The 13,143-nt window shown below is 57.1% G+C and carries 10 protein-coding genes; 1 reads left to right on the forward strand and 9 read right to left on the reverse strand.

Features of this window, described 5'->3' with window-relative positions; translation table 11 throughout:
• Nucleotides 1–10: 10 nt before the first annotated feature.
• From C814_RS19780 to C814_RS19800, 8 genes are all read right to left on the reverse strand, one after another.
• Nucleotides 11–1,903 carry a VirD4-like conjugal transfer protein, CD1115 family gene (locus C814_RS19780; protein ID WP_016317229.1) on the reverse strand — a complete coding sequence of 631 codons (1,893 nt, stop codon included), beginning with the start codon at nucleotides 1,901–1,903 and terminating at the stop codon, nucleotides 11–13.
• Nucleotides 1,879–2,964 (reverse strand): hypothetical protein, encoded by a 1,086-nt coding sequence (locus tag C814_RS19785; RefSeq protein WP_016317230.1) that lies wholly within the window; start codon nucleotides 2,962–2,964, stop codon nucleotides 1,879–1,881. The genes C814_RS19780 and C814_RS19785 overlap by 25 nt, the downstream gene beginning before the upstream one ends.
• Nucleotides 2,965–3,136: 172 nt before the next feature.
• A complete protein-coding gene (locus C814_RS0105665) occupies nucleotides 3,137–3,778 on the reverse strand; it encodes a DUF6100 family protein (protein WP_016317231.1) in 642 nt (213 codons plus the stop codon).
• Nucleotides 3,775–4,314, reverse strand: coding sequence for a DUF5697 family protein (locus tag C814_RS22610; RefSeq protein WP_016317232.1), 540 nt, complete (start codon nucleotides 4,312–4,314; stop codon nucleotides 3,775–3,777). Before C814_RS22610 ends, C814_RS0105665 begins: the two co-directional genes overlap by 4 nt.
• A gap of 127 nt (nucleotides 4,315–4,441) precedes the next feature.
• Entirely contained in the window at nucleotides 4,442–7,453 is a 3,012-nt protein-coding gene (locus C814_RS19790) for a VirB4 family type IV secretion system protein (RefSeq protein ID WP_016317233.1), read from the reverse strand.
• 51 nt (nucleotides 7,454–7,504) lie between these two features.
• Nucleotides 7,505–8,752: a M23 family metallopeptidase gene (locus C814_RS22615; protein WP_016317234.1), complete on the reverse strand. Its 1,248-nt coding sequence runs from the start codon at nucleotides 8,750–8,752 to the stop codon at nucleotides 7,505–7,507.
• A gap of 2 nt (nucleotides 8,753–8,754) precedes the next feature.
• Nucleotides 8,755–10,890 carry a hypothetical protein gene (locus tag C814_RS24700; protein WP_016317235.1) on the reverse strand — a complete coding sequence of 712 codons (2,136 nt, stop codon included), beginning with the start codon at nucleotides 10,888–10,890 and terminating at the stop codon, nucleotides 8,755–8,757.
• A 65-nt stretch (nucleotides 10,891–10,955) separates the two neighbouring features.
• Nucleotides 10,956–11,249: a hypothetical protein gene (locus C814_RS19800; RefSeq protein WP_242829031.1), complete on the reverse strand. Its 294-nt coding sequence runs from the start codon at nucleotides 11,247–11,249 to the stop codon at nucleotides 10,956–10,958.
• A gap of 427 nt (nucleotides 11,250–11,676) precedes the next feature.
• Between C814_RS19800 and C814_RS19805 the strand changes: the two genes are divergently transcribed.
• The gene (locus C814_RS19805; RefSeq protein ID WP_016317237.1) at nucleotides 11,677–12,894 is read left to right on the forward strand and encodes an ATP-binding protein; all 1,218 of its coding nucleotides are present in this window, start codon (nucleotides 11,677–11,679) and stop codon (nucleotides 12,892–12,894) included.
• Between the two features lie 30 nt (nucleotides 12,895–12,924).
• Here the strand turns inward: C814_RS19805 and C814_RS0105685 are convergent.
• On the reverse strand, nucleotides 12,925–13,143 hold a 219-nt coding region (locus C814_RS0105685), incomplete at its 5' end, for a transposase (protein WP_022788576.1).

Here is a 13,143-nt window from a genome sequence, read left to right on the forward strand (position 1 = left end):
CACAGGCTGTTTAGGGAGCCTCCTCCAGCTTGCGGTATTTTTTTCGTGGGCGGACCGGCTTGTCAGGCACACCGCCTTCCGGCTTCTCCACCTCTTTTTCTTCTGGTGATTCCAGCACGGGGACTTTTTTTGCCTGTTCCTCCTCCGCCCGCCATGCAGGGATATACTCCGATGCCCTGGATTTCACCAGCCGCTGTGCGTCCGGGTGCAGCGAATAGTCGAACTTTTCGCACTGGAGGACATTGTGGCCCCGGATGATCACCAGCTCCTGATCCAAAGGCATCCGCAAAATCTCATCCATGGTCATCAGCTTACGGCGGCCCAGGCCGCTGGTTTCCCGATACTGGGGGGTGTAGCTGCTCACCTGCCAGGAGGAGAGCTGCCGGGCGGTGCTCTGGACGCCGATGGTGATCTCCCCGGTGCGGTCGCTCAAAAACTTGGCGGTGGCCTCATCGGTGCAGCCCAGCGCGATCTGCACATCACAGTTGCCGATGATCTCCTGCCAGACATCGTTGGGATACCGGTTTTTCATCTGGGCCAGGTTCTGGAAGATCACGCTCACCGAGATAGCCCGGCTGCAGGTGACGGAAATTTTTTTGTTGAAGTCCAAAATGAGGCCGCTGTTGGGATGCTCGTCCAAAATGAAATTCACCGGAATATCGCAGCGGCCGCCCTTTCCTACCGAATCGGCATACCGCACCAGCTTGATAAACAGGCAGGAGAAGAAAAGGGAGGAGAGGAAGTCAAAGGTGGCGTCCTGGTCGCTGGTGATGCAGAAGAAGGCGCACTTCTCTTTGGCCGGCAGCTCCAGATCGATCTCGTCAAAGGAAGTGATCTTGCGGATCAGCTCCGACTGGAACACCTGGAGCCGACTGCCCAGGCCTATGATGACGCCGCCCCGCACCGAGTCGGCCGCCTGCTTGAAAATATTGTAGGGAGCTTTGGCCGGATGCCCTGGCGGCAGGGCGCCGATCATCTTGGTAAGGGCTGCCTCGCTTTCATTGCAAAGCAGCTGGTAAACCTCGCCGATGTTGCAAAGCCTTTCTGGGTAGGTGAAGCGCACATAGAGGATCAGGGCTTTCAGAAGGTTCAGTTCGCTGTTGTCCCAGAAGTGGTCGCTTTTGCCGCCGGAGGTATTCTTGATGATGGTATCCGCAAAGACCTGAGCCATTACCTCGTCACCCACTTCGTTCAGGCAGTTCCAACTGTCGCTGTTCTGGGGGCGGATCAGGTTCAAGACCCGGACGGTGTAGCCGCTTACAGAAAGGAAGGCTGCCATATCCTCGAACAGCTCGGATTTGGGGTCGGTGATGATGACCGATTCCCCCCGGCGCACCGCTTGCAGCACCATATTGCGGACAAAGGCCCTGCTCTTGCCGCTGCCGCTTGCGCCATAGATGGCAAAATTTCGATTGAGGCGGGAATCGGTGGGGAGGCAGACCGCCTTTGCCCCTTTCCTCCCCAGGATGACGGCATCGGTGCTTTTCACATCGGTGACCCATAAGGTTTCCCGCAGCTCCCGGTCGCTCATAAAGCCCGCTGTGCCGTAGCTGCCGGAATCTGCGTAGGTCAGCTTGCGGGCGCTGTCGTACTCCCCGCCGCCATCCCGGCCGATGCGGAAGACGAACAGAATGAGAACTGCCAGCACTGCCAAAATGAGGCCCATGCTGATAAGGCCCTCCGGCCAATGAAAGGAAGCGGCCAGGCACCGCAGCACCGAGGGGTCCGGCGGTTTTGGCGCGTTGTGACCGAGAACGCCGCCGGTCTGCTGCCACGCTTTGTAGTGAATAAGCAGTTGGGCAAGGAATCCGCCGCCGTAGAGCAGCAGCCCCAACAGCAGCGGGAGAAAAACAAGCAGGACGATTTTCTTTTTGGGTTCTATCTCAGCCCCACCTCCTTCCATATCGCGGCAGGGTCCAGCAGATGAAGCCGTACAGCCCTGCCAAGATAGCGTTCCAGACAGTCAGCCTGAAAATCTAAACAGACGGCATGACCCTGTTTCCCGAAAAGCTCCAGCCCGGTCCGAAACCGCTTGAGCCGTTCCAGGTCGAAATCATAGGAAAACAAAACTGGGTTTCCATCCATGGAAGCATCGCTGTCAAAGGGAAAGGCAACCGGTTCCCCATAGCTGCTTTGCAATCGGGCATGAAGCCGCCTCTGCAAATCTGGCCGGCAGAGCAGCTGAAGCTGCCGGACTCCATTTTCATCGCAGGGTAGATAGCGCATAACAGGGAAGGCACCGTCCAGCCGGAAATACTGCCGCCGGTTCCCGCCCTCGCTTTGCAGCAGGTCGAGAGCGGTACCCATATTCGCGCCAATCATCAGCCCCTCTATTTCAGAGAGGGGAATCCTCTGACGAATCAGGATACCCTTCACCGCGCCCATCAGCTTTTGCTCCGCCTTGGAACTCCATTTGAGGGGCGCTGCGCCGGTGTGGTAAACGAGGGCGGCATATCCCGTCCCCATCAGCAGCCCCACAGCGCGGGTGGCCTTGATGCGGGTGGATTCCGCTCCCTGCCCTTTGACCTCCAGGGAGCTGTAAAAGGCGGGGACAGAGAAATCGGGGGGATTCCCCAGCTGATAGAAGGGCGGTTTTTCATCCGGGTAGAGCCGGACACCGGCCCGAAACATCAGCAGATAGACCGCCGCGGTACGGTGGAGGCGCTCCACGCTGATGGGGTCGCTCTTCCGGCAGCGGGCAAGATAGCTTTCTGTAAAAAGGGGCTGAAACCGTTCGGGGCAGGCCCTGTTCAGAAGCGTCCGTCCCTTTTGAGTCAGCCGCAGGGAGGGAACGCCGTTTTTGTGATGCCGCCTCAGCAGCTTGTCCGCCCGAAGGACAGAAACGGTTTTTCGGGTCCACTCGGTGCTGCCGGGAATCAGGGTCAGGAACCTAACGGGGAGGTCTCCGCACAGGGCTGTCAGCCCCAAAAGGGTGTCCTCCCGCACCTCCGAAACTTCCGCCATCAAACCACCTCCTTTTCCACAAAATTGCGACCAGTGCCGCTTGTACTTGGGTGCTTTTTTGCCCCTGCCCGGCCTGGGAAAGCCGCATGGGCAGAGCGTTTCCTTCTTTCAAAACACCTCCGTTTTTGTCCGCCTCAAAAAGCAGAAAAACGGAGGTGTTTTTTGGCCCTTTTCAGGGCGTTTTGATTGGGTGCAGATCCAGCCATTTTCCCAGATATTCCGGGGCCATGACATAGACCTCGGTGCCCTCCCTGTCACCCATGTCAGAGGTGTAGAGGTTGGTGCAGAGCAGCCCGTTGTCGTCCACCAAAAAGTGGTCGGCGATGACATCCAGCACCTGTTTGACCTCGATGTTGTCGTGGTCCCGTACCATCCGTTCCGGCAGCCCGGCGCTGTACAGGTGACGAAAGCAAACCACCGCCCGCCTTAGCCGCCGGATGGGATGCCCTTTCCCGTATTCTGTCAAAGCGGCTGAGAGCGGCCCGGTAAGAAAGGCGCAGGAACCTGCTTTCTTTTTGGGCAACAGCCCCGGCAGGAAGATGCGGTACCAGTGTTCTTCCGCTTCTACCTGGATGCCCTGTGTTTGGGCGGCTTCACGAAGCACCTCCGTCCTGGGGAGAAAACAGGTCTCCACCCGGACATCCCTGATACCACAGGCCAGCCGTTCCGCCAGGCCGGAGGCGTCCTGAAGGCTGCGGCGGTATCCCTCAAAGTCCTCCGGCAGCGACTGTTTTGCCCGGCTGAGCCAGAAGCCCAGCTGCTCGGTTTCCCCCTGATACCGGATCAGGCGCTTTTGCAATTCATGCTGATTCATTCCGATTCCTCCTGTAAATATCGCTGGATGGTCCCGTCGTTGGCCACGGTACAGAACCAGTCGGCACCTGGGATCTCCAGCGTTTCGATTTGTTCCGGGGTCTCCACGATGACAAGGATATGGGTGCCGCTCTGCTCCCGCTGGGAGAAAAGGGCGCCCATCATCCCCTCGTTTCCATAGGGTACATAGACGATCTCGTATTCTTCGCCTGCCATAAAGAAAAAGAGCTGGACCGGGTATTCCCCGCAGGCGTGGTACTCCACCCGGTCCGCAAATCCCGCCAGCACCCAGAACGCCGCGATCCGCTTTTCATCCAGCCCCTTCTTCAGCTCCGGCTCGTTGAGGGCCAGCAGGCTGCCGGAGGGGTCGCTGACCAGCTGCCCGCCCCGCCGCAGGTAGGAGAGCATATTGCCCACCACCCGGCGGTCTTTGTCCGAAAACCAGCGGTACAGCTGCTCGGTGCGAAGCACTCGGTATTCCTTCAGCAGCTGCTTGAGCTCCAGCAGTTCTTCCTTGTCTTGACCGGGGAAATTCATTTCACTACCTTCTTTTTGTTTGAAAATCATGCGTAATCGGTGCGTAAAGATGCCGCAAAACGGCGCAAAAATACCGCATAACCACAGGTTTGTACGGTGAAAAAAGCGTAAAAGATGCGCTTTTGGCCTAAAAACGGAGTGCCTGGATTCTTGCCTGGGCCTTTCTCTGCAGGATCTTCCCAAGTTCCTCCCTGTCGGTGGTGATCAGCTCCTTCTCCAGCTCGGAGCAGCGAAATTCCACCGTCACATTGTTGTTATTGGTGGAGATGAGGCCGCTGCCCCGCTGGAAGTGGGTGATGTTCATGATTTCCGTATCGGTGAGGTGAAGCGTTTCCTGGACCCGGCGGGCCTCGTCATCCTCCATGTTGAGGATGATCTTGGTCTTGCAGACATTGAGGATGCCCCGGCCGTACTTGCCGTCCTCCAGCGCCAGAAAATCGGAAAGGTCCTGAGTATCGGCCACCGCACCGCCGCCGTAGCCCCGGATGATCTTGAAAATCTCCAGAACATAGTTCGCCACATCCCGGTTGGAGCCGCTGCCGATGAGCTTCCACATCTCTGGGATGAAGATCATCTTGCGGGTGGTGCGGTCGGCCTTTACGGTGTCGAAGATGTAGTCCAGGCCGGAGAACATTCCCACCGAGAGCAGGTCGCCGGAAAGCTCGCTGATGTCGATGACGGTGTACTTGTTGTCCAGAGAGACATTGGTGGGCTGGTTGAAGGTGGAGGCAGAGCCGTTTACCAGACGGTTCAGGATATTGGCCAGCCGCCTGGTTTCGGGGCTCTCCCTGAGCAGCGCGTACAGGTTGCCCAATATGGGCATCTGCCGGTAGCTGCCAGGTCGCTCCGGGTCCTCCAGGGAATCGTTGTCATGGGTGATGCCGAACCGGTTGTAGGTGCGGACGATAGCCTCATCCAGCAGCTGCTTCTCCTCGTAGCTCATATCGGGGATGAGGAGGCTAAAGAAGATATGCAGCTTCTGAATTTTAGCCGCCAGCTCAGAGCGGTCGCCCTGGGGGCCGTCCAGCAGGTCATTGGCGGAGGTGTCCACCTTGCGGATCTCCATGATGTTGATGCAGTTTTTGGAGGCGGGGGAGATCTGGATGAACTCCCCGCCGATGTTCTGGCAGGCCCGGCGGAACTCGTGACCCTTGAGGGGGGCCAGGATAAAGACCTGTATCCCATGCTGCCGCAGGCGCAGGGCCATCAGCTGCATAGTGAAGGTCTTTCCCGCGCCGCTGGTGCCCAGGATGGCCATATTGGCGTTTTTGTAGAGTCGGGAGTTGAAGATGTCCACCACCACCAGGGAGTTGTTGTACTTGTTGACCCCCATAAGGATGCCGTTGTCATCGCTCATCTCGAAACTGGTGAAGGGGTAGCAGCTGGCCGCCCCGGTGGTCAGGACATTCCGCTTGGTTTTCCGGTAGAGCTTTTTTCCGATGCCAGCGATGGGCAGAACGCTGAGCAGCGCATCCTCCTGCAAAAAACCGCACACTCTGGCATCCATGTCCTGGGAGATCAACAGCTTTCGCATCTCCTTGACCCGCCAATCCAGGTTCTTCACGCTGTCCGCTGTGATGGTGATGATAATGGACAGGTAGTAGAAATCCTCGTTGTTGGCGATGCCCCGCTTGAGGAAATACCCGGACTGGATGGCACCCTCGAGGTCGTCAAAGTCGGTATTGGTGTCGCTGGTATCCTTGATCTTGCTGCGGTTGATGCGGATCTGCTGTCCGATCTTCTGCTGGACGCGCTCCTTGGGCTCTTTGTGGAAGAACAGGTCTACATCGATCCCCTCCCCGGCGTTGACGATGAGGGAAAGCCAGCCCGCCACCACCTGCACCTTATAGGCGTCCGCCGGAATGATCAGATAGCTGTGGTAGAGGCCGTCCATGAGGATATACCGGGAATGGGTAAAGTCGATAGAGGGCGGGGCCACCAGCTCGTTGACATCCACCTCCTCCAATTTTGTGGGCTCATCGCTCATAATGTACCGGCCCAGTACCTCTGCCACCCGTTCCCCCAGAGGAACCTGGGCCGAGGTCTTGCGGTTAAAGAGGATGTAGAAGACCTCGCTGATAAACTCATCCTCGTTGTCGTGCTCCACAATGTGGTTGCCGCATTGGAGCAGAAAGCTGCGGGCGTTTCGGGCGGTGGTTTCCAGCACCGAGAGGACTTCCCGGTAGTCGGGGCGGCGGTTGGCGTAGTCGTTTTCGTACTCGAAAATGAGGAAGAACCTTCGGGTCACTGCCTCACGGGAGCCCAGCCGCCGGATGAGGCTGTAATAATCCTTCTGCAGCTCCCGGCACCGGGGCTCCGGCTCCTGCTGCATACATTCCCGCAGCTTTTCCAGATGCTGGCCCACATCCGCCTTTTTGGAGATGACCTTGAATTGCAGCTTTACCGGGCTGATTTTCAGAAGGCTGGCGAAGGAGTAGACGATCCCACGCTGCTCCCTGGGGCCCCGCAGCAGGAAGTTCAGCGGCTCTACCTCCAAAATTTTGATATACCGACCGTCCTTGGTGATGACAATGCCGTTTTCAATGCGTTCGATGGGAAGGTAGTCCTTGAGGACCTTGGCGTCCTCCAGCTTGCGCTTCACCCTTTTGCGGGGCTTCTTCTGGTCAGTGGCTGCCGGCGATAGGGGACGGTTTTGGAATTCGTCCCACCGGGCAGCATTTTCCGGTACCTCGGTCTCGCTGTCGTAGAAGACGATCTCGAAGTCCTCCTCGTCGGCCCGGACCTCTTTGGCGGGGAGTTTCGTCCGCAGGCGGTCCAAAGCCTTGCGGACAAAGCCCGGCTCCCACCAACGGCGCTTGTCCAGCAGTTCCTCCGGCGCGTTGCCGATGATCCTCCTCCGCCGCAGCCAGCCGAAGAAGTTCAGGACAAACTCGCTGAGGCTGTCGTCCCCGATGCCGATGAGGCCGAACAGGGTCAGCGGCAGGGGGATCAGGCACAGAAGGATGATGCGGTAGTAAAGACGAATGGGCAGGTGAAAAAGGGGAAAGCCGGTGGCCAGCCCCAGGATGGCGGCCTCCACCACATTCCGCCAGCGGAACATCCCGCCGAACACCTTGCCGCCTTCGATAAAGTTTTGGGGGATGATATAGACATCCTGCTCCTCTTCATTTCTTCTCATGGCATTCTCCTAACGAAAAGGCGGCCTCCAAAGCGGAGACCGCCCGTATTTTTACCGGCTCAGATAGCCCAACGGGTCCACCGGCGTCCCATCGATGATGACCTCGATATGCAGGTGCGGACCTGTGACCCAGCCGGTTTTTCCCACCTTGGCGATGGCCTGTCCGGTGGTGACCTGCTCACCCTCCCGTACAAGGATCTGGCTGCAATGGGCGTACAGGGTGACATATCCGCCGCCATGGTTGATGGCAAGGTGTTTCCCATAACCGGAGCTGCCGGAATCCCGCACAAAGAGGACGGTGCCTCCCTTGACCGCGCTGATCTCGGTGCCCAGGCCCGGCGCAATATCCAAGCCGGTGTGGTTGCTGGTGCCGGTTCCCACGCCGGGATAGGGGCGCTTACCGAAGGTGGAGGTGATAAGTCCCGACCAGTCCAGTCCGGGGAAGGGACTGCCAAAGGCGCCCTCCTCCAGCGGGGTCTGGTCGTCCTTGATCAGACCGCCGATGTCACCATGGGTGCCGTTACCGGCCGCCTCATAGCTGTCGTAGAGGAAGATGGTGAGGTTGTCGGCGTAGTAGCCGGACAGCTCCTTCTGCCCCTCGGTCAGCTGAAACAGTTGGTCAGGGAAATACTCCTCCCCGGCATACAGGATGGTGAAGATGGTGTAGGTCACTGTTTCGGACTGTTCCTCTCCATCCTCATCGGTCCAGGTGATGGTCCTCGGCTCCTCGTGGGTGGTGTAGTAGTAAAGCTGCCCCTTGTGGGCGGTGACCATGGCGGCCAGATGGGGGATGGAGATGTTGTCCACGCTTTTGTCCTGAGATGCACAGTACCAGCAGAGGATCCGGTTGGCGTCATAGGCGATATTGCCGCCCACGGTGTCCATCACCTCGGCATACTCCAGGGCCGCAGCCTCGCTTTCGGCCTCCTCCAGCGCCTCGGTGTAGGCTTCGGTGAGGATCTGGCCGATGGTATTGTTTATCGTGCTGATGTTTTCCACGATCTGCGGGTTATCGTTGAGGATGGGCTGCTCTCCGGTGTCCGGCGGGTCCAGGCCGCCGAAGATCACCGTTGGGAGCAGCGCGATGAAAAGTATGGGCAGGGCCAGCAGGGTGACAGCCACGATTGCCAGTTCCTTTTTGAAGGACTTCACAGCTTCAGCGGCTGCCCCCGCAAGCCCGCCCGCTGCCGCGCCCTTGGCGATGTTGGCGATTGCCTTGCCTATTTTGGCGGCGCCCTTCACCTTCTGGGCGGCGTTCAGGACATCCTCCAGGCCGCTGGTTTGTCGGTTATCTGGCATGGCTAACGGTCCCTTCTGGCAGGCGCCCTGGGGAGCTTCTGGACGATCTTCTCGTCACAGATCACCTTCTCCTGCTGGGTGCGCTTGTCGGTTTCGGTGCGGACCGGTGTGCGCTCCACGGTGGGGACAGCGTACTGCTTGTACCACTTCTCGCCATCCCTGGAGGTAACGGTGGTGAATTTCCCTTCCGGCTGGGTGTACTGGCCCGCATGGTACATGGCAAACCGGATGCCGGCAGGGTGCTGGGGAGAGATCTCGGTGCCGGTGATCCGGCCACTGCCCATCTCGATATTGCGGAAGGTGGGCGGTTCGGCGTAGGGGGAGGCGCCGCTCCTCCCGGCATACTGGCCGGCGAAAGCCGCCGACTGGGCGCCTGGGGAATAGGTGTCCTCCGATACCCGGCCGCTGCTGCCGGAAGGAGTGGCTGTGGCCGCGGCAGAGGGAATGGTGGTTCCGCCGCCCAAAGCGGTTTGTGTATCCAAACTGCTTTCCAAAGAAGCTGTTTCCTGAACAGTCCCACCTGTACTGGCGCTGGCCGGGATCTCCGCCCCAGCAGTAATATCTATGCCGCCCTCTTCCATACCAGCGGGGATGCCCGCGCTCTGGCTGACCTCAGAAGAACCAAAGGATACTTCTGAGAGATCGTTCGTTGTATCTGCCTCGACGCTTTCCGGGCCGTATGGAATATCTTGAGGTGTATCCGGCATAGTGCCAATGTAGCTTTCGGGACCGGTGTCTATGGAGGCGGAGGCTTCACCTTCCTCTTCCGGGCTCATGACAATCTGGTTTTCCCCGGCTTGCAGGTTATCAGCAGGGAGAGGAGCCATATCGGGCTCTGGTTCCGCTGCTCCATCCGGGCTGGTGAGAATAGAGGTTTCTGGTGTAACCGTGGGCTGCATCCCGGAGAAGCTGTCGGATTCCTCCGCGGCTGTGGCGGGGATCCCGCCGCCCATCGGCCCCATGTATGCCTGGAAAGCATCCACCGCCTTTTCGCCGCTGATGACGCCGTTCTGAGAGGCCGTGCCGGTGGCAACACTGCCGATCACCCTGCTGGCAAAGCCGCCGTTTTCTCCCACCGAGCTTTCGTACATCTTGCTGCCAAGGCCGCTGAAGAAGCCGCTGGAGCTGCTTTTTTCAGAGGTGAGGTTACTGGCCGCTCCGGCTGCCGCTTTGCGGCTGACCATACCGGCCAGACCACCGGAGAAGGCCCCGGCAGCTGTGCCGGTGGGGTTGGGGATACCACCAGGCTTGCCAGAGACAGAGCCGCCGCCCATACCGCCCTTTTTGAAGCCGCCAAGGCTTTTGGCCGCGATCAGAGCCTCGCCCAGCATATTGCCACCGGTATGGCCCACCGAGATGCCCAGGCCCGCCATAAAGCTGTCGATCTTCTGAGATACTTTGAGAAACGCGATGGCGCAGAGAAACCAGATGAACAGGTTCCCCCCGTCGCCGGTGCCCAGGGGATTGGCGATGAACTCCCCGAACATATTGGTAAAGAGCTTGAGGCACCAGGCGTTCATCACCAGCAGAAAAATCTGTCCTCCCAGCATCCGGCACCAGCTTTTGAAGATGTTGGAGGTGCCTTGAGAACCACCCAAAGCAAAGGCCACCGGCGCAGTAAAGACCAGCACCCCCAGCAGGATATACCGTTCCGCCGCCTCAAAGAGCAGCTTGATATAGTTCCAGGCGAGGATGATGAGCAGCACCAGGGCGATGAGCAGGACGGAACCGCCCACCGTACCGCCGATGACAACGGTGATGACGCTCATAAAGCTGGCAAACTGGATGGGTGGAAGGCTGGCGTCCACGATCCACTCATAGGGCGTCCCGCCGATGTCCAGGATCAGGTTCACAATGTCCTGGGAGAAAAAGACCAGCCCCATAAACAGGATGGTGCGAAAAGTCAGCTTCAGGGGGTCCTCCGCCTCCAGGCCGACGCCCAGGCCAAAGTTGCGGAACAGTTGCCAGATGAAGTTCAAAAGCAGGATCCCCAGCCCCAGGCCCACAAAGATGCCGTACATTGTTTCCGCCGCCGGGAAATACCGGGTGAAGGTGTTCATGTTGCAGCCCAAAGCCCCTAAGATAGAGCCGTTTATCATGTCCAGCAGGTTCATCACCTGTTCGGCGATCCATTCCACAATGCCGTCTAAAATTCCGATACGCGGTTCGCCTCCTTTCCAGTAGGATATTTAGGACGCTGCTGTTATGCGCTCCATCTGCCCCCTTCAAAGAATGGGGTAACATAGGCCATGATGAAGCCCAGGCCATTGATGATGGCCCAGGTGATGCAGATGCGCTTGAGCCAGGCTCTGGATTCATCCACCGTGCGCCCGTTTTTGGAGAAGTTCATCAGCAGCAGGGCGACACTGGCCGTCATCACGGCGGCGATGGTGCTGATGGTGACGATCTGGCCGTAGACATCGTTCATGATCTGCTGGGCTTTGGTCCACACCGTTTCCCCAGCGGCAAAGGCATGGGTGCTGCACATGGCCATCATGGTGGCTGCCACCGCAGCCTGGTACATCCGCCTGCCGATTCGGTCTGGCTTGCTGATACGGATCTCGCTGTCGGGATTTCGCTCTTTCAGTTTCATTGGCTACCTCCTGTAAGTAAATTGGCCGCACATCCACATGAGGATATGCACGAAATGAGGATTGTCAAAATCCAGGGGGACAGAAAACAGCCGCCCCGCATCCGAAGATGAAAGGCGGCCGCTTTTGTGCCGGAATAGAATTTTGACTGTACTTAGTGTAACATCTCATTCTCTTAGGGTCAATTCCATCCTGCTGGCAGGTTTGTGGCAGGGGACTCGCAGAAAGCTGTCATATCTCTGCAACCTTGCATATAATTTCTTTTATAAGAGAAACTATTGATATTATAAAGAGCTTGTGCTATGATAAAAGAAAGATAGGGGGAGATATACCTTGATCCAACGGGAACGATATATGCAGCAGATCCGCGACTTTATGGATAAGCCTGTTATAAAAATCATAACCGGAATGCGACGCTCCGGCAAGAGTGCATTGTTGGAGTTGACGCAGCAGGAGCTTTTGGGGCGTGGCATTAGCGAAAAGAATATCATCTCCATCAACTTTGAGTCGCTGCGCTATGAGGCATTAAAGGACTACAAGGCGTTGTATGCCGAAATATCTTCTAAGGCAGAGCAGGCTTCGGGGCGAGTTTATATTCTTTTGGACGAGATCCAAGAGGTAACTGCCTGGGAGCAGGTGGTCAATTCCCTTCGGGTAGATTTTGACTGCGACATCTATGTGACTGGCTCCAACGCAAGGCTGCTCTCCGGGGAACTGGCGACATTGCTCGCGGGGAGGTATGTGGAGATCCGCGTCTATCCACTGGATTTCAAGGAATATCTGGACTTTGCTGCCACCAACGAGGATGAGGCCCATCTCTCCAAGCAGGAACAGTTTGCGAACTTTCTCCGGTTTGGGGGCTTACCGGGCATTCACCAGATGAAGTGGGAGGAAACCCGGATCATGCAGTATCTGCATGACATTTACAATTCCGTTCTCCTCAAAGATGTCATTGCCAGAAATAAGATACGGGATACGGCGCTGCTGGAAAGTATTGTCCTCTATTTGATGGATAATATCGGCAATACCTTTTCCGCCAAGACCATCTCTGACTTTCTGAAAAGCCAGGGACGGAAGCTGAGTACTGAAACGGTTTATAACTACCTGAAGGCCCTGGAAAGCGCTTTTCTGATCCACAAGGCGGTACGGTTTGACATCAAAGGGAAACGGGTACTGGAAACTCAGGAAAAATACTACCTGTCCGACCTCGGCCTCCGCCATGCGGTGATTGGGTATCGTGATAACGACATCGCTGGTGTGCTGGAAAATACAGTTTATCTGGAACTGCTGCGCTGTGGCTATTCAGTCCATATCGGCAAACAGGATGTGGCAGAGGTGGACTTTGTCGCCAACAAGGTAGATGACCGGCTTTATATCCAGGTTTGTTATGTGCTGACACCGGAGAATACGGATAGGGAGTTTGCGCCTTTAGAGGCGATTGCGGACAATTATGAGAAGCTGGTGCTGTCTACGGATACCCTGCTGCGAATCAATCGGGACGGGATAAGGCAGAAAAATATTATGAATTTTTTGACAGAAAATTCAGGCTAATAGTAAAAAGATCATTGCTAGATGGTGTCGTCAATAAAGAAGGAGCCAAATAGCAATACAACGTATTTGGACAGCAGCAGCGAAAGAAGCGGCATTTTTAGCGTAGCGAGTCGCAATACCGCGCCATCTTTTGAGAAGCAGGAAAGCGTTCTCGACGAGATGGCGAAGTTTGTAGAAATATTTATCATACTTCCGAGGATGTTTTCGGCTTTTCCTTGGCGGAATGACCGGCATCATTCCCTCGTCAAC

The organism is Anaerotruncus sp. G3(2012) (assembly GCF_000403395.2).
Classification (GTDB): Bacteria; Bacillota; Clostridia; order Oscillospirales; family Ruminococcaceae; genus Anaerotruncus.